The organism is Streptomyces sp. TS71-3, assembly GCF_018327685.1.
GTDB lineage: Bacteria > Actinomycetota > Actinomycetes > Streptomycetales > Streptomycetaceae > Streptomyces.
The window spans coordinates 2,840,310-2,856,957 of sequence record NZ_BNEL01000003.1; the positions used below are offsets into that span (position 1 = coordinate 2,840,310).

Below are 16,648 nucleotides of genomic sequence, written 5' to 3' on the forward strand. Positions count from 1 at the left end.
TTCTGTGCAGACATTCGTGTCGGCGCCCCGGGTTCCCGACACTCGGCATGTGCTGACAACCGAGCGTGAGGACGGCGAGCTGACCATGGACAGCGACGGGTGGAGAGACCGTCCACTCCCCCAGGGCAGCAGGGGAGCACCACCCGGTGTGGGCGGCAGAGGGACCGCCCAGCCGTACGAGGGCGTGTGGCGCTTCACCGCCCCGTCCGTCGACGCCTCGGTGCCCCAGGCCAGGCACGCGGTGCGGGACCTGCTGGCCCGGCAGGGCGTCCCGGCCTGCGACGAGGTGCTGCACGGACTGCTGCTGATCGTCTCCGAGCTGGTCACCAACGCCGTGCGCCATGCGGCGCTGCTCTCACCGATACTGGCCGTCGAGGTCGGCGTGGGCTCCGAGTGGGTCCGGGTGTCCGTGGAGGACAACCACCCCTACCGGCCCACCGCGCTGGTGGCCGACCACGGTCAGACCGGCGGGCGCGGGCTGCTGCTGGTCCGCGAGATCGCCCGGGAGGCCGGAGGCGTCTGCGATGTCGCCCAGACCGCGAACGGCGGAAAGATCATCTGGGCCGCCCTGCCGCTGAGCCCTCCGCTGGACGGCCGCGGCCAGGGGCGCCGGCGCGCCGTCGGAGGGCCGGTTCACCAGCCGCCGGTGGGCCCGGTCAGCTCCTTGATCGCGGGCCGCGCGGCCTCCAGCACGGTCATGAACCAGGCGGAGAACTGGTCCTGAGCATGCCGCTCGGCCAGCTCCTGCGCGGTCACGAAGGCCGTCGCGCCGATCTCGTCGGGGTCCGGCCGCAGGGGCCGGCGGACCAGGCCCACGAAGAGGTGGTTGAACTCCTGCTCGACCAGACCCGAGGCCGGGTCCGGGTGGTTGTACCGCACCGTGCCGGCCTCGCCGAGCAGCGAGGGCGAGACACCCAGCTCCTCGTGGGAACGGCGGGCGGCCGCGGCGAAGGGTGACTCGCCGGGGTACGGGTGGCCGCAGCAGGAGTTCGACCAGACGCCGGGGGAGTGGTACTTGCCGAGGGCCCGCTGCTGGAGCAGCATCCGGCCGTCGGAGTCGAACAGGAACACGGAGAAGGCGCGGTGCAGCCGGCCCGGCGGCTGGTGGGCGGCGAGCTTCTCCGCTGTGCCGATCGTGGTGCCGTCCTCGTCGACCAGCTCGAGCAGGATCGCGTCAGCGGAACCCTCCGGTGCACGGTGGTCCGCGGTGGCAGGTGTGATCGCCATACCCATCCTTCGCCTCGTCATCGAACCTCAAGTCTGCCGTACGGTGCCGACACTCCCGGTACCGGCCGGGCCCCCGCATGTCCCGTCCCGCACGGGCGGGCCCGCCGGGCGTGCCGGAGACCTGAACATGCCCCCGCACCCCACCCGGGAACCGTCCACACCACCCCCATGGACGCACCCGCGACACCACGCGGTCCCCTTACGAGCAGAGCGCCGCCCCGCACCCCCACGCGCCCTTGCCCCCGGCGCACGGCCGCACCCGGGGGCGCGGGGGGCGACTGTACACAAGACTCCAACCCTGTCGGGCGCGAAGCGCCCTGAAAGGGGCGCGGGGAACTGCGCGACGAGCCACGACGAGACCGGCAGTCCGCCACGGCCGTGAGGGGGCGGTCGTGGTCGTTTGGGGCTGCCAGGCGGACCTGGTGGGGTGCGGAGCGCCTTGAGAGGGGCGCGGGGAACTGCGCGACCAGCCACGACGAACCCCGCACATCGCCACAGCCCAAGGGGGCAGTCCCTGTCGCCGAAGCCCCGCACCCCAAAGCCACAAACCCCAGCCCCCGCCAGGGATGGCCCCCGCCAGGGACGGCCGCCCGCCAGGCCCCCCGCCAGGGGAAGGGGAACCGACCGGCCCCGGGCACCCGCCCATCCCGGCTAACCGGCCCCGTCAGGGGCCCCCTCAGAGACAGAGCCCAGCCTCATGCTCCGCATGCCCCCCAGGCTCCAGCTGAAAGGTGCAGTGCGCCACGTCGAAGTGGTCCCCGAGACAGTTCTGCAACTCGTGCAGCATCCGCTCGTGCCCGATGTCGCTGAGCGCCTCCGAGCTGACCACCACGTGCGCGGAGAGCACCGGCATACCGGAGGTGATCGTCCAGGCATGCAGGTCGTGCACGTCCTCCACACCGGGCAGCGCCAGGATGTGGGACCGCACCTGGCTCATGTCGACGTCCTCGGGCGCTGCCTCCAGCAGCACGTTCAGCGTCTCGCGGAGCAGCTTCACGGTCCGCGGCACGATCATCAGGGCGATCAGCAGCGAGGCCACGGGGTCGGCGGCCTGCCAGCCGGTCGTCAGGATCACCGCCGCGGACACCAGCACCGCCACCGAGCCCAGCGCGTCGGCGGTCACCTCCAGGAAGGCGCCGCGGACGTTGATGCTCTCCCGTCGGCCGTGCATCAGCAGGAGGAGCGAGACCAGGTTCGCGACGAGGCCGAACGCGGCGAAGACCGCCACCACGCCACCGGTGGTCGCGATGGGCGTGATGAACCGGCTGATCGCCTCGTAGACCACGTAGCTGCCGACGCCGAGCAGCAGCAGGCAGTTTCCGAGCGCGGCCAGGATCTCCGCACGGGCGTAGCCGAAGGTGCGTCTGCCGGTCGGCGGGCGGCTGGCGAAGTGGATCGCGAGCAGCGCCATGGCGAGGCCCAGCGCGTCGGTGGCCATGTGCGCCGCGTCCGCGATCAGTGCCAGCGAGTCGGCCAGCAGGCCGCCGGCGATCTCCGCGAACGTGATGGCGAGCGTGATCGACAGCGCGATCCGCAGCCGCCCGCGGTAGGCGTGCGCCACGGTGCCCGTGTGGGCGCCGTGCGCATGCCCGTGATCGTGCCCAGCCCCCATGTGCCGCTGCCTCCGCCTCGCCGAGTGGACGTCCAAGATCTGCCGGACGCCTTCAGTGAACTACGGGCGCGCAATTCCGGGCAACCTGGTACTGAACACCGTTGTCACTGTCCTGACCTGCGAAAACGAAGCCCAGGTCAGAGCGTCGACGCCAGTGTTCCCCGGCCGGCGGGGCCTCACCCGGCAGTCGCCCCCGGATGGTGCAGCAGCCAGCCGCGCCAGGCGGACTCGACCATCTCGCGCACCCCGCGCGTGGCGCGCCAGCCCAGTACCTCCGCGGCCCGCTGCGCCGACGCCACGGCGCGCGGCGCGTCACCCGGGCGGCGCGCCTCGACCACGGCCGGCCGGGTGTCGCCGGTGACCTCGCCGACGAGGCTGATCAGCTCCCGCACGGAGACGCCCTCGCCCCGGCCGATGTTCAGCGTGACGTCACCGGCGCCGTCCGCGCCGTGCACGCCCGGCGCACCCTCCGAGCCCGTCGCGCCCGGCGCGCGCGAAGCATCCGCCGCGCCCTCGGCGGTGAGCAGGCGGGCCGCGGCCAGGTGCGCGTCCGCGAGGTCCGCGACATGGATGTAGTCGCGGATGCAGGTGCCGTCCGGCGTCGGGTAGTCGGCCCCGAAGATCCGCGGGGCCTCGTCCCGGGTGAGCCGGTCGAAGACCATCGGGATCACGTTGAAGACGCCGGTGTCGGCGAGCTCCGGCTCGGCGGCCCCGGCGACGTTGAAGTAGCGCAGGCAGGCCGTCCGGATGCCGTGCGCCCGCCCGGCCGCGCGGACCAGCCACTCCCCGGCGAGCTTGGTCTCGCCGTAGGGGCTCATCGGGGCACAGGGCGTGTCCTCGGTGATCAGATTCACATCCGGGTTGCCGTAGACGGCGGCCGACGAGGAGAAGAGGAACCGGGTGACACCCGCAGTGGCCGCCGTTTCCAAGAGCGTCGTGAGGCCCCCGACGTTGTCCCGGTAGTAGCGCAGCGGCTGCTCGACCGATTCGCCGACCTGCTTGTGCGCCGCGAGGTGCACCACACCGGAGACCTCGTGCTCCACGCAGAGCCGCTTCAGCACCCCCTCGTCCGCCACCGACCCGCGCACCACCGGCACCCCGGGCGCCAGCCGCTCGCGCACCCCGGAGGAGAAGTCGTCCAGCACGACCACCCGCTCGCCCGCGCCCGTCATGGCCCGCACCACATGGGCTCCGATGTATCCGGCTCCGCCGGTGATTAGCCACGTCATGGGCGCCAGACTATGCCGGGCCGCGGGGCCGGAAGGCGGCCCGGCCCGCCGCCTGCGCCGGTGCCCCACCGCTGCCGGGCGCCCCGCCGGCTCCTGCGCTCGCCAGGCGGCGCCCTGCCATCACCGGCTCACGCCCCGGGCGCGCGTCGTACGCCTTCGCGCCCCTGGCCGGGTGTAACGCTGGGCTTGGCCGGGTCGCGGCTGCTCCCGTTCCGCCGCCCTGATGCCCGAGCCGACCACTAGAGACCGGAATGTCGCACTCCGTTGATCGGTACATGAACGGTCGGTGAACGCCTGCCGTCCAGCATCCGATAACCTCTGCCGACATGCCTACCGGCCGTCCAGGCCGGCAGCGCCCTTGCCCCGCACACGCCCCGGTGCCCCTGCGCCGGCACCCAAGGAGTGAGTTCGTCTGTCGACCGCCATCCTCATCGGCCAGCCGGTCCCCGGATCGTCGCTCGAAGGCGATCTGCGGTCGATCGGATTCGATGTGCGCCATGCCGCCGGCACCGCGGACGCCCGGGAGGCGCTCGCCGGCACCCCGGCGGGCCAGCGCGTCGCCGTCGTCGACAGCCGCTTCGTGGGACACCGTCACGCCCTGCGGCTCGGCCTGACCGACCCGCGCTTCCCGGCCGGAGCGGTGCCCGGCGCCGTCGCCGTCCAGGCCGGCGCACGGGCCGCGCTCGACCACGCGCTGCGCGACGAGGCGGGGGCCGGCCCCGGGGGGCCGGCCGCCACCCTCGCGGACGCGCCCGCCGACCGCCTGGCAACCGCTCTGGAGGCCACCGGCACGCAGGTGCACCGCCCGGAGCTCGGCTCGCTCGTCGCCGCCGTCCCCGGCGACCAGGAGGCCGCCGACGAGGCCCGGCAGGCCGTCGCCGCCGTGGACGAGGAGGACGTCCGGCTGCGCAGCGCGGTGAAGGCGCGCGACGGCTTCTTCACCACCTTCTGCGTCAGCCCCTACTCCCGCTACCTGGCCCGCTGGTGCGCCCGCCGCGGCCTGACCCCCAACCAGGTGACGACCGCCTCGCTGCTCACCGCCCTGATCGCGGCCGGCTGCGCGGCGACCGGCACCCGGGGCGGCTACATCGCCGCGGGCATCCTGCTGCTCGCCTCCTTCGTGCTGGACTGCACCGACGGGCAGCTCGCCCGCTACGCGCTCAAGTACTCGACGCTCGGCGCCTGGCTCGACGCCACGTTCGACCGTGCCAAGGAGTACGCCTTCTACGCGGGCCTCGCGCTCGGCGCTGCGAGCAACGGCGACGACGTGTGGGCGCTGGCGCTCGGCGCGATGGTGCTCCAGACCTGCCGGCACGTCGTGGACTTCTCCTTCAACGAGGCCAACCACGACGCGAGCGCGAACACCAGCCCCACCGCCGCGCTCTCGGACCGTCTCGACAGCGTCGGCTGGACCGTCTGGCTGCGCCGCATGATCGTGCTGCCCATCGGCGAGCGCTGGGCCCTGATAGCCGTGCTCACCGCCGCCGCGACGCCCCGGATCACCCTGGTGGTCCTGCTCATCGGGTCGGCGTTCGCGGCCTGTTACACCACCGCGGGCCGGGTACTGCGCTCGCTGACCCGGCGCGCCGCCAGGACCGACCGTGCGGCGCGGGCGCTCACCGACCTCGCCGACTGCGGGGTGCTCGCCGAGGCGTTCTCCGCCGCGGCGCAGCGCGTCGCACCCCGGCTGCCGTCGTTCACGTCGCCCGCGGCGGCCCTGCTGGGCGGTGCGGCCGTCGTCGCGGTGAGCGCCCTCACCCCGTTCGGGGACGCCTGGCCGATCGTGGCGGCCTGCCTGTACTGCGCCACCAGCGGTCTGGCCATCGCGCGCCCCCTGAAGGGCCCCCTGGACTGGCTGGTGCCGCCCTTCTTCCGCGCCGCCGAATACGGCACCGTCCTGGCGCTCGCGGCCCACGCACAGGTGAACGGGGCCTTGCCCGCAGCTTTCGGCCTGGTGGCCGGGGTCGCCTACCATCACTACGACACGGTGTACCGCATCCGCGGGAACGCCGGGGCACCGCCCACCTGGCTGGTGCGCTCGATCGGCGGGCACGAGGGCCGGACACTCCTGGTCACTGTTCTCGCCGCGGGGCTCACCGCCACCGGTTTCACCGCCGCGCTCACGGCCCTGGCCGTGCTCGTGGCCCTCGTGGTGCTCACCGAGAGCATCCGCTTCTGGATCACCCGGATGCCGTCGGGAGCCCCCGCCGTACACGACGAAGGAGAACCCGCATGATCGGCCTCGTGCTGGCGGCCGGCGCCGGACGGCGCCTGCGTCCCTACACCGACAGCCTCCCCAAGGCTCTGGTGCCGGTCGGCCGTGCGGGGATAGAGGACGGCCCCACCGTCCTCGACCTGACCCTGCGGAACTTCGCCGAGGTCGGCCTCACCGAGGCCGCCGTCGTCGTCGGCTACCGCAAGGAGGCCGTGTACGAGCGCAAGGCGGCACTGGAGGCCGCGTACGGCGTCAGGCTCACGCTGATCGACAACGACAAGGCGGAGGAGTGGAACAACGCCTACTCCCTGTGGTGCGCCCGTGAGGTCCTCGCGGAGGGCGTGATCCTGGCCAACGGCGACACCGTGCACCCCGTCTCGGTCGAGCGGGAGCTGCTGGCCGCCCGGGACGGCGAGAAGAAGGTCGTCCTCGCGCTGGACACCGTCAAGCAACTGGCCGACGAGGAGATGAAGGTCGTCGCCGACCCGGCCAAGGGCGTGCAGCGGATCACCAAGCTCATGGACCCCGCCGAGGCCACCGGCGAGTACATCGGCGTCACCCTCATCGAGGCCGCCGCCGCCGCGGAGCTGGCCGACGCCCTGCGGGCCACCTACGAGCGGGACCCCCAGCTCTACTACGAGGACGGCTACCAGGAGCTGGTCCATCGCGGCTTCCGGATCGACGTGGCGCCCATCGGCGACGTGCCGTGGGTGGAGATCGACAACCACGCCGACCTGGCCCGGGGACGGGAGATCGTATGCCTGTACTGACCAGGCTGATCCCCTCACCCGTCGTCGTCGACATCCGGCGGGGCGCGCTCGACGACCTGGCCGAGATCCTGTCCGACCAGCGCATCGCCCCCTCCGGCCGGATGGCCTTCGCCATCAGCGGCGGCTCCGGGCAGGCCCTGCGCGAGCGCTTCGCACCCGCGCTGCCCGGCGCGGACTGGTTCGACGACGCCGACGGCACCATCGACGGCGCGGTCCGGCTCGCCGACTCGATCAAGAAGGCGGGCCACTACGACACGATCGTCGGGCTCGGCGGCGGGAAGGTCATCGACTGCGCGAAGTACGCCGCGGCACGGGTGGGCCTGCCGCTGGTCGCGGTCGCCACCAACCTGGCGAACGACGGCCTGTGCTCCCCGGTGGCCACGCTCGACAACGACGCGGGCCGCGGCTCGTACGGGGTGCCGAACCCGATAGGGATCGTCATCGACCTGGACGTCATCCGCGACGCACCGGTGCGCTACGTCCGGGCCGGCATCGGCGACGTGATCTGCAAGATCTCCGCCGTGGCCGACTGGGAGCTGTCGCACCGCGAGACCGGCGAGCCCGTCGACGGGCTCGCCGCCGCGATGGCCCGGCAGGCCGCCGAGGCCGTGCTGCGCCATCCCGGAGGCATCGGGGACGACGACTTCCTGACGACGCTCTCCGAGGCTCTGGTGCTGTGCGGCATCTCGATGGCCGTGGCCGGCGACAGCCGCCCGGCCTCCGGTGCCTGCCACGAGATCAGCCACGCGTTCGACCTGACCTTCCCCAGGCGCAGCGCCCTGCACGGGGAGCAGTGCGGTCTGGGCGGTGCGTTCGCCACCTTCCTGCGCGGCGACCACGCGATGGCCATGCAGATGGTCGGCGTGCTGCGCCAGCACGGGCTGCCCGTACTGCCCGAGGAGATCGGCTTCACGGCTGACGAGTTCGTCCAGGTGGTGGAGTTCGCGCCGCAGACCCGCCCCGGCCGTTACACGATTCTCGAGCACCTCGATTTGTCCACCCACCAGATCAAGGACCGATACACCGACTATGCCAAGGCCATCAGTAGCTGAACTCCGCCCCGTCGTTCACCCCGAAGGGGTGAAGGACCGGCGCAGCGGTGAGCATTGGGCGGGACGCCTGTACATGCGGGAGGTCTCGCTCCGGATCGACCGGCACCTGGTGGGCACCAGGGTCACGCCCAATCAGCTCACGTACCTGATGACCTTCTTCGGTGTCCTGGCCGCCCCGGCACTGCTGGTGCCGGGGATCCCGGGCGCGGTCCTCGGCCTGATCGCGGTCCAGCTGTACCTGCTGCTCGACTGCGTGGACGGCGAGGTCGCCCGCTGGAAGAAGCAGTTCTCCCTCGGCGGGGTCTACCTGGACCGGGTCGGTGCCTACCTGTGCGACGCCGCCGTCCTGGTCGGCCTCGGCCTGCGTGCCTCGGACCCCTGGGGCACCGGGCGCATCGACTGGCTGTGGGCCTTCCTCGGCACGCTCGCCGCGCTCGGCGCCGTGCTGATCAAGGCGGAGACCGACCTCGTCGGGGTCGCCCGCCACCAGGGCGGGCTGCCGCCGGTCAAGGAGGCCGCGAGCGAGCCGCGCTCCTCCGGTGTCGCGCTGGTGCGCCGGGCCGCTGCGGCCCTCAGGTTCCACCGGCTGGTCCTCGGCATCGAGGCCTCGATGCTCATATTCGTCCTCGCGGTCATCGACGCGGCCCGCGGAGACCTGTTCTTCACCCGTCTCGGCACCGCCGTGCTCGCCGCCATCGCGCTCGTGCAGACCCTGCTCCACCTGGTCTCCATCATGGCGTCCAGCAGGCTGAAGTGAGGACGGCCGTGAGCGCTGCCACCGAGAGCAGGCCGCTGAAGGTGGGTGCGGTGATCATCACCATGGGCACCCGCCCGGCCGAGCTGCGCGCACTCATCGACTCGATCGCCAAGCAGGACGGCGATCCGGTCGAGGTGGTCGTGGTCGGCAACGGCTCCCCGGTACCGGACGTCTCCGGCCTGTCCTGCCCCGTGCGGACCGTGGAGGTGCCCGAGAACCTCGGCATTCCGGGCGGCCGCAACGTAGGCATCGCCGCCTTCCGCAGCGGCTCCGACCGGGCCGTGCCGGCGGACGAGCTCACCGGCGCCCCGACCGGCGCCCCCGTACGCGTCCCCGTCGGCGCCTCCACCGTCGGTCCCGGCGCGACCGGCGCCGGGGACCCGGACGGGGCGGGCGCCCCCGAGCCCCTCATCGGCGACGCCGTGGGCAGCGGCCCCTTCGACGTGGACATCCTGCTCTTCCTCGACGACGACGGCCTGCTCGCCCACCACGACACCGCCCAGCTCTGCCGGGAGGCCTTCGCCGCCGACCCCGAGCTCGGCATCATCAGCTTCCGCATCGCCGACCCCGAGACCCGCCTCACCCAGCGCCGCCACGTCCCCCGGCTGCGCGCCTCCGACCCGATGCGCTCCTCCCGCGTGACCACGTTCCTCGGCGGGGCCAACGCCGTGCGCACGGAGGTCATCGCCGAGGTCGGCGGGCTGCCCGGCGACTTCTTCTACGCCCACGAGGAGACCGATCTCGCCTGGCGTGCCCTGGATGCCGGCTGGGAGATCGACTACCGCTCCGACCTGGTCCTGCTGCACCCCACCACCGCCCCGTCACGGCACGCGGTCTACCACCGGATGGTGGCCCGCAACCGCGTCTGGCTGGCACGCCGCAACCTTCCCGCCCCGCTGGTCCCTCCCTACCTGGCGGTCTGGCTGCTGCTGACGCTGCTCAGGCGGCCGTCGCGGGCCGGACTCAGGGCCTGGTTCGGCGGTTTCCGGGAGGGCTGGACGACGCCGTCCGGGCCGCGCCGGCCCATGAAGTGGCGCACCGTGTGGCGGCTGACCCGACTGGGCCGACCCCCCATCATCTGAGAAGCTCGAATCCGTAGCAGCGGGTGGCCGGCCGTGCCGTGAAGGGCCGGCGGCCCCGCACACGCCAAGGCCCCGGGCTTCTCCCGCGCCTGGGAAGACCGGGCCGAAGAAGACGAAAGCATCCGCCTGTGAGTGAGACAGCACACGACGCCGGTGTCACGGTGGGCTCCGGCCCGTCGTCACCCGACGACGGACTTGCCCCCGCGGAACTGGCCGCCAAGTACGGACTCTCCGTGAGCGGCGCCCGGCCGGGCCTGGCCGAGTACGTCCGCCGGCTCTGGGGGCGGCGCCACTTCATCCTCGCCTTCTCCAGCGCCAAGCTGACCGCCCAGTACAGCCAGGCCAAGCTGGGCCAGGTCTGGCAGGTCGCCACCCCGCTGCTGAACGCGCTCGTCTACTATTTGATCTTCGGGCTCATCCTCCAGGCCAGCCGCGGCATGCCGCACGAGGTCTACATCCCGTTCCTGGTGACCGGCGTCTTCGTGTTCACGTTCACCCAGAGCTCGGTGATGGCGGGCGTCCGCGCGATCTCGGGCAACCTCGGCCTGGTCCGCGCGCTGCACTTCCCCCGGGCCTCGCTGCCCATCTCCTTCTCGCTCCAGCAGCTCCAGCAGCTGCTGTTCTCGATGATCGTGCTGTTCGTGATCACGATCGCCTTCGGCAGCTACCCCGGCCTGTCCTGGCTGCTGATCCTGCCCGTGCTCTTCCTGCAGTTCCTGTTCAACACCGGCCTCGCGCTGATCATGGCCAGGCTGGGCAGCAAGACGCCCGACCTCGCCCAGCTGATGCCGTTCGTGCTGCGCACCTGGATGTACGCCTCGGGCGTGATGTTCTCCATCCCCGTGATGCTGGAGGGTCGGCCGGGCTGGATCGCCGACGTCCTGCAGTGGAATCCGGCCGCCGTCTACATGGACCTGATGCGCTACGCCCTCATCGACGGCTACGGCTCCTCGAACCTGCCGCCGCACGTCTGGGCCGTCGCGCTGGCCTGGGCCGTGCTCCTCATCGGCGGCGGATTCGTGTACTTCTGGAGGGCCGAGGAGCAGTACGGCCGTGGCTGAGCGGGACACCGGAGCGCACGTCCCCGCCCTCATCGCGGACGAACCGCACGCCGTCCACCGCGTCAACGGCGCCGCCTCGCGACGGGCTTGGCCCACGACCGGCGACCGCACGTTCCGGGGGGCGTTCGAGGAACGCATCCGGGAGCTGAACGAGGAGGCCGGAACGGTCTCCCTGGTGGGCTCCGACAACACGTCCGTACGCGACACCTGCGACCGGGTGCTCTGGCTGGAGCGCGGCGAACTGCGCATGGACGGACCCACCGTCGAGGTGCTCGACGCGTACGAGAAGTTCACGGAGAAGTAGCGCCCGCGGGGACCGGTAGGGGGAATCCGGCCATGTTGCCGTGCCCTGCCCGTGGCGCGGGGTATTCCGGCCCACCGGTGTGATCCATCCCACCAGTAGAGAATCCGCCAACGACCCGGGCTGGAGCCGTCGGAGCACGTCAGGCAGCCCGGCCGCACGTGCGGGACCAACTTGCGGTCAACTGCGTGGTATTGACACGGATCTGATCCGCCGCCGTCCGAAGGGTGTCCGGAAAAGCGTTTCCCGATCTTCCCGGTCGATGTTGGAATCTTGACGCCGATCGGTGTGTTCTTGTGATGTGCAGGACACCCCGACGATCTCTGATGCGTTGTACAACGTAAGCTGTAGCGGTGCTGAAAGGCGCCAACTGGGGCGATAACGCCCGACGCCTCGGCGCGGGGGACGGGGCGCGGAGTGCAGGCCCGGGCGGCGTGTCCGAAAGAGGATGTATTGGGTCGGCAGTGTAGAACGGGAGATGTGACGGCAATGGCTACGGGAAGTCCCCAGCTCCGCGGCGCTTGTGCCGTCCCCGCGCCGGGCAGCACGCGGTGACGGGATCCGAGGCCGCGGGCGCTGGGACAGCCGCCGGGGAAGCCGCCGAGGGCGGGGCCGCGGGCACCGAGGCGGTCGTGCGCGGCACGCTCGACAAGGCGGCCCACGAGAACTTCCCTGTGGCGCCCTTCTTCCTGCCGCGTGCCTGGCGGGACGACCTCATGGCCGTCTACGGCTACGCCCGCCTGGTGGACGACATCGGCGACGGCGACCTCGCCCCCGGTGGCGCCGATGCCCGCCATCTGGGCCTCGGCACCGAGGAGGCCGAGGACCGCATCGCCATGCTGGACGCCTTCGAGGCGGACCTGCGGCGCATCTTCGAGCGCACGGGGGACGGTCCCCGGCACCCGGTGCTGCGCAGGCTCGCCCCGACGGTGCACCGGCACTCCATCAGCCCCGAGCCCTTCCTCGGGCTGATCGCGGCCAACCGTCAGGACCAGCTGGTGGGCCGCTACGAGAGCTACGACGACCTGCTGGCCTACTGCGAGCTGTCGGCCAACCCCGTCGGCCGTCTGGTTCTGGCCATCACCGGCACCGCGACGCCCGAGCGGATCCGGTTGTCCGACGCCGTCTGCACCGCCCTGCAGATCGTCGAGCACCTGCAGGACGTCTCGGAGGACCTGCGGCGCGACCGCATCTACCTCCCCGCTCAGGACATGAAGCGGCATCAGGTCCAGGAGGAGGACCTCGCCGCGGCCACGGCCGGCGAGCCGGTGCGCGCGCTGATCGCCTTCGAGGCGGACCGCGCCAGAGGCCTGCTGAATGAAGGGACCCCCCTCGTGGGTAGCGTCCACGGCAGGCTGAAGCTGTTGCTCGCGGGGTTCGTGGGCGGGGGGCGGGCGGCGGTCCGCGCCATCGAGGCCGTCTCCTACGACGTACTTCCCAGACCACCCAAGGCGGGCAAGGTTCAGCTGCTGCGCGAGGTGGGAGCGACTCTGCGAGGAAAGGGGTGAGTCGGACCGTGGAGCTCGATCAGCCCGTGTCCGCGCCGGTACTCGCCGCATACAGTTACTGCGAGGCCGTCACCGGGCAGCAGGCCCGGAATTTCGCGTACGGGATCAGGCTGCTCCCGACGCCCAAGCGCCGGGCCATGTCCGCGCTGTACGCGTTCTCCCGCCGGGTGGACGACATCGGCGACGGCGACCTCGACCCGGAAGCCAAGGAACAGCGACTGGACGCCACCCGTGCCGTGCTGGCCCGGGTCCAGGCCGGCGAGGTGGCCGAGGACGACACCGACCCGGTGGCCGTCGGGCTCAGCCATGCGGCCCAGCAGTTCCCGATCCCGCTCGACGGGCTCGACGAGCTGATCGACGGTGTTCTCATGGATGTCCGCGGCGCGACCTACGAGACCTGGGACGACCTCAAGCTGTACTGCCGGTGTGTCGCCGGAGCCATCGGGCGCCTGTCGCTCGGCGTGTTCGGCACCGAGCCGGGCGCGGACAGCGTCGAGCACGCCTCGGAGTACGCCGACACGCTGGGCCTTGCCCTGCAACTCACCAACATCCTTCGGGACATCCGCGAGGACGCCGAGGGCGGACGCACCTACCTGCCCGCCGACGACCTCGGGAAGTTCGGCTGCTCCGCCGGCTTCGGGGGGCCCACACCGCCGGCCGGCTCCGACTTCCCCGGGCTGGTGCACTTCGAGGTGCGCCGCGCACGGGCGCTGTTCGCCGAGGGCTACCGGCTGCTGCCGATGCTCGACCGCCGCAGCGGTGCCTGCGTCGCCGCCATGGCCGGGATCTACCGCAGACTTCTGGACCGCATCGAGCGCGACCCGGGCGCCGTGCTCCGCGGTCGGGTCTCCCTGCCCGGCCATGAGAAGGCATACGTGGCAGTGCGCGGCCTGTCGGGCGTCGACGCCCGTCATGTCTCCCGTACCGTCTCCCGGCAGAGCGTCAGGAGGCGTGCATGATGCATGTGCGCAGCACGCACCGCCCACCTCGCTCACGGCGCCGGTCAACCTCGCGCGGGCACACCGCGTCCCAGATTGAGACGGCCCGACCCGAGGGACCCGAGCGGGTCCCGGAGCCGGCCGGCAAGGAGCGTGCATGAGCGAGGACACCACGCAGTCCGCCCCTGCCGACACCCATGCCGAAGGCCGCCCCGGGAGGGCGGCCGCCGTAGTGGTCGGCGGCGGGCTCGCCGGGATCACCTCGGCACTGGCGCTCGCCGATGCCGGAATGCAGGTCACCCTGCTGGAGGGGCGCCCGCGGCTGGGCGGGCTCGCCTTCTCGTTCCAGCGCGATGGGCTGACCGTCGACAACGGCCAGCACGTCTACTTGCGCTGCTGCACGGCGTACCAGTGGTTTCTCGACCGCGTCGAGGCCACTTCGCTCGCGCCGCTGCAAAGACGCCTGGACGTTCCCGTACTCGACGCTGCGGTTACCGCGTCGTCTTCGAGAGGACCACGCCTGGGCCGGCTGAGCCGTACCGCTCTTCCGGTACCGCTGCATCTGGCACAGAGCCTGGCGACCTACCCGCACCTCTCGCTCGCCGAACGCGCCAAGGTGGGCCGTGCCGCCCTGGCCCTCGGCCGGCTCGACCCCGCTGACCCCGCCCTGGACGGTCAGGACTTCGGCAGCTGGCTGGCGCGGCACGGGCAGTCGCCGCGCGCGATCGAGGCGCTGTGGGACCTGGTCGGTGTGGCCACCCTGAACGCCCCCGCGGGCGACGCCTCACTCGCACTGGCGGCCAAGGTCTTCAAGACCGGGCTGCTGTCCGAGCCCGGCGCGGCCGACATCGGCTGGGCGCGGGTGCCCCTCGGTGACATCCATGACTCGCTCGCGCGCAAGGCGCTCGACTCCGCGGGCGTCCGTACCGAACTGCGAACACGCGTCACCTCCGTATCGCGGTCGTCATCGACGTCGGACACTCCCGATAGTGAGAACGGGTATTGGACCGTGGAGGTTCCCGGCGAGCGGATCCGGGCCGACACCGTCGTCCTGGCGACCGCTCAGCGGGAGACGCACACGCTGCTGCCGGCCGGTGCCCTCGACGGTGCCGACCGGCTGCTCGCCATCGGCACCGCCCCCATCCTCAACCTCCACGTTGTCTACGACCGGCCGGTCCTGCGGCGGCCCTTCTTCGCCGCGATCGGCTCGCCCGTCCAGTGGGTCTTCGACCGCACCGAGGCGTCGGGCCTGACGAAGGGCCAGTACCTGGCGCTGTCGCAGTCGGCGGCGCAGGACATCGTCGACGAGCCGGTCGCCGCCCTGCGGGCGCGCTTCCTGCCGGAGCTGGAGCGGCTGCTGCCGCCCGCCCGCACGGCCCGGGTGGAGGACTTCTTCGTCACCCGGGAGCGCACGGCCACGTTCGCCCCCACCCCCGGCGTCGGCAGGCTCCGCCCCGGCGCCCGCACCGAAGCGCCCGGCCTCTACCTGGCCGGTGCGTGGACCGCCACGGGCTGGCCCGCGACGATGGAGGGCGCGGTGCGCAGCGGGATCTCCGCAGCACGCGCCGCCCTCACCGCCCTCGGCCGCCCGAGCGCGCACCTTCACGAGGAGGCGGCATGACACCCGAACTGCACGGGGCGGTCACCCGGACCTCCGCCACCGCCGCGCCCCGCAACGGCACCGCCGGACTCGCCGGCGGTGCCGTCGCCGCGGCCGGCACCGGCACTGCAACAGAAGGAGAGACCGTGCCCACTGTGCCCCCGGGCGAGTACACCGCCGAGACGGTCGATGTGGCCTCGCTGCTGGAGCGTGGCCGTACGCTGACCACCCCGGTCCTGCGGGCCGCCGTCGACCGCCTCGCGCCGCCGATGGACACCGTCGCCGCCTATCACTTCGGGTGGATCGACGCCGAGGGCAATCCCGCGGAGGGCGACGGCGGCAAGGCGGTGCGCCCCGCGCTCGCCGTGCTCTCCGCCCAGGCCGCCGGTGCCGCCCCTCAGGTGGGCGTGCCGGCAGCGGTCGCCGTCGAGCTGGTGCACAACTTCTCGCTGCTCCACGACGACCTCATGGACGGCGACGAGCAGCGCAGGCACCGGGACACCGTGTGGAAGGTGCACGGGCCCTCCCAGGCGATCCTGGTCGGCGACGCCCTCTTCGCGCTCGGCAACGAGGTCCTGCTGGAGCTCGGCACCGTGGAGGCCGGCCGCGCCGCGCGCCGCCTGATCGCCGCCACCCGGGCGCTGATCGACGGTCAGGCGCAGGACATCTCCTTCGAGCACCGCGAGCGGGTCACCGTCGAGGAGTGCCTGGAGATGGAGGGCAACAAGACCGGCGCCCTGCTCGCCTGCGCCGTCTCCATCGGCGCCGTGCTCGGCGGCGCGGACGACCGCGCCGCGGACACCCTCGCCGACTTCGGCTACCACCTGGGCCTCGCGTTCCAGGCGGTGGACGACCTGCTCGGCATCTGGGGCGACCCGCAGGCCACCGGCAAGCAGACCTGGAGCGACCTGCGCCAGCGCAAGAAGTCGCTGCCCGTGGTGGCGGCGCTCGCCGCGGGCGGCCCGGCCTCGGAGCGGCTGGGCGAGCTGCTCGCGGAGGACGCCAAGAGCAGTGACTTCGAGAACTTCTCCGAGGAGGAGTTCGCCACCCGCGCCGCGCTGATCGAGGAGGCCGGCGGCCGCCGGTGGACCAGCGAGGAGGCGCGGCGCCAGCACACCATCGCCATCGAGGCGCTCAGTGCCGTGGACATGCCGGGCAGGGTACGCGCGGAGCTGGTCGCGCTCGCCGACTTCGTCGTTGTGCGGAAGAGATGATCGGTATCGGCCGGATGCACCTGCCGTCCTCGGACGGCACTCCACCACCCGTAGCGAGTCGCCTGCCGGTGTCCCACGGGAC

The 16,648-nt window shown here is 72.4% G+C and carries 13 protein-coding genes and 2 pseudogenes; 12 read left to right on the forward strand and 3 right to left on the reverse strand.

Translation table 11 applies throughout. From position 1 onward, the window contains the following. Positions 1 to 85: 85 nt before the first annotated feature. Positions 86 to 583, forward strand: a pseudogene (locus tag Sm713_RS36015) (ATP-binding protein); the annotation flags it as partial. A gap of 50 nt (positions 584 to 633) precedes the next feature. On the opposite strand, the gene idi reads toward Sm713_RS36015, so the two are convergent. From idi to Sm713_RS36030, 3 genes are all read right to left on the reverse strand, one after another. Then, a complete protein-coding gene (idi, locus tag Sm713_RS36020; RefSeq protein ID WP_212914141.1) occupies positions 634 to 1,227 on the reverse strand; it encodes an isopentenyl-diphosphate Delta-isomerase in 594 nt (197 codons plus the stop codon). A 676-nt stretch (positions 1,228 to 1,903) separates the two neighbouring features. Continuing rightward, positions 1,904 to 2,839, reverse strand: a complete 936-nt coding sequence (locus Sm713_RS36025; protein WP_212914142.1) for a cation diffusion facilitator family transporter — start codon at positions 2,837 to 2,839, stop codon at positions 1,904 to 1,906. A 176-nt stretch (positions 2,840 to 3,015) separates the two neighbouring features. Continuing rightward, positions 3,016 to 4,068 (reverse strand): UDP-glucose 4-epimerase, encoded by a 1,053-nt coding sequence (locus tag Sm713_RS36030; RefSeq protein ID WP_212914143.1) that lies wholly within the window; start codon positions 4,066 to 4,068, stop codon positions 3,016 to 3,018. A gap of 412 nt (positions 4,069 to 4,480) precedes the next feature. Here Sm713_RS36030 and Sm713_RS36035 point away from each other — a divergent pair, with 412 nt between their 5' ends. The 11 genes and pseudogenes from Sm713_RS36035 to Sm713_RS36085 all read left to right on the forward strand — a co-directional run bounded on the left by Sm713_RS36035 (position 4,481) and on the right by Sm713_RS36085 (position 16,566). Further along, a complete protein-coding gene (locus Sm713_RS36035) occupies positions 4,481 to 6,304 on the forward strand; it encodes a DUF5941 domain-containing protein (RefSeq protein WP_212915073.1) in 1,824 nt (607 codons plus the stop codon). Then, positions 6,301 to 7,053 carry a sugar phosphate nucleotidyltransferase gene (locus Sm713_RS36040; RefSeq protein WP_212914144.1) on the forward strand — a complete coding sequence of 251 codons (753 nt, stop codon included), beginning with the start codon at positions 6,301 to 6,303 and terminating at the stop codon, positions 7,051 to 7,053. Before Sm713_RS36035 ends, Sm713_RS36040 begins: the two co-directional genes overlap by 4 nt. Beyond that, entirely contained in the window at positions 7,041 to 8,105 is a 1,065-nt protein-coding gene (locus Sm713_RS36045; RefSeq protein WP_212914145.1) for an iron-containing alcohol dehydrogenase family protein, read from the forward strand. The genes Sm713_RS36040 and Sm713_RS36045 overlap by 13 nt, the downstream gene beginning before the upstream one ends. Beyond that, positions 8,083 to 8,862, forward strand: a complete 780-nt coding sequence (locus Sm713_RS36050; protein ID WP_212914146.1) for a CDP-alcohol phosphatidyltransferase family protein — start codon at positions 8,083 to 8,085, stop codon at positions 8,860 to 8,862. The genes Sm713_RS36045 and Sm713_RS36050 overlap by 23 nt, the downstream gene beginning before the upstream one ends. 62 nt (positions 8,863 to 8,924) lie before the next feature. Continuing rightward, a complete protein-coding gene (locus tag Sm713_RS36055; protein WP_212915074.1) occupies positions 8,925 to 9,944 on the forward strand; it encodes a glycosyltransferase family 2 protein in 1,020 nt (339 codons plus the stop codon). Positions 9,945 to 10,072: 128 nt separating this feature from the next. Continuing rightward, positions 10,073 to 11,005 carry an ABC transporter permease gene (locus Sm713_RS36060; RefSeq protein WP_212914147.1) on the forward strand — a complete coding sequence of 311 codons (933 nt, stop codon included), beginning with the start codon at positions 10,073 to 10,075 and terminating at the stop codon, positions 11,003 to 11,005. Between the two features lie 97 nt (positions 11,006 to 11,102). After that, positions 11,103 to 11,309, forward strand: a pseudogene (locus Sm713_RS36065) (ABC transporter ATP-binding protein); the annotation flags it as partial. Between the two features lie 629 nt (positions 11,310 to 11,938). After that, positions 11,939 to 12,814, forward strand: coding sequence for a squalene synthase HpnC (gene hpnC, locus Sm713_RS36070; protein ID WP_212915075.1), 876 nt, complete (start codon positions 11,939 to 11,941; stop codon positions 12,812 to 12,814). Next, positions 12,811 to 13,773: a presqualene diphosphate synthase HpnD gene (gene hpnD, locus Sm713_RS36075; RefSeq protein ID WP_212914148.1), complete on the forward strand. Its 963-nt coding sequence runs from the start codon at positions 12,811 to 12,813 to the stop codon at positions 13,771 to 13,773. Before hpnC ends, hpnD begins: the two co-directional genes overlap by 4 nt. 136 nt (positions 13,774 to 13,909) lie before the next feature. Then, positions 13,910 to 15,373 carry a hydroxysqualene dehydroxylase HpnE gene (gene hpnE / locus Sm713_RS36080; protein WP_212914149.1) on the forward strand — a complete coding sequence of 488 codons (1,464 nt, stop codon included), beginning with the start codon at positions 13,910 to 13,912 and terminating at the stop codon, positions 15,371 to 15,373. Next, positions 15,370 to 16,566: a polyprenyl synthetase family protein gene (locus Sm713_RS36085; protein WP_212914150.1), complete on the forward strand. Its 1,197-nt coding sequence runs from the start codon at positions 15,370 to 15,372 to the stop codon at positions 16,564 to 16,566. Before hpnE ends, Sm713_RS36085 begins: the two co-directional genes overlap by 4 nt. The last annotated feature ends 82 nt before the right edge of the window (positions 16,567 to 16,648 follow it).

Excerpts from the sequence above, each read along its gene's own strand:
- idi (WP_212914141.1), bottom strand. The coding sequence starts at position 1,227 with ATGGCGATCACACCTGCCACCGCGGACCACCGTGCACCGGAGGGTTCC.
- Sm713_RS36030 (WP_212914143.1), bottom strand. The coding sequence starts at position 4,068 with ATGACGTGGCTAATCACCGGCGGAGCCGGATACATCGGAGCCCATGTG.
- Sm713_RS36050 (WP_212914146.1), top strand. The coding sequence starts at position 8,083 with ATGCCAAGGCCATCAGTAGCTGAACTCCGCCCCGTCGTTCACCCCGAA.
- Sm713_RS36085 (WP_212914150.1), top strand. The coding sequence starts at position 15,370 with ATGACACCCGAACTGCACGGGGCGGTCACCCGGACCTCCGCCACCGCC.
- hpnE (WP_212914149.1), top strand. The coding sequence starts at position 13,910 with ATGAGCGAGGACACCACGCAGTCCGCCCCTGCCGACACCCATGCCGAA.
- Sm713_RS36055 (WP_212915074.1), top strand. The coding sequence starts at position 8,925 with ATGGGCACCCGCCCGGCCGAGCTGCGCGCACTCATCGACTCGATCGCC.
- Sm713_RS36040 (WP_212914144.1), top strand. The coding sequence starts at position 6,301 with ATGATCGGCCTCGTGCTGGCGGCCGGCGCCGGACGGCGCCTGCGTCCC.
- Sm713_RS36045 (WP_212914145.1), top strand. The coding sequence starts at position 7,041 with ATGCCTGTACTGACCAGGCTGATCCCCTCACCCGTCGTCGTCGACATC.
- Sm713_RS36025 (WP_212914142.1), bottom strand. The coding sequence starts at position 2,839 with ATGGGGGCTGGGCACGATCACGGGCATGCGCACGGCGCCCACACGGGC.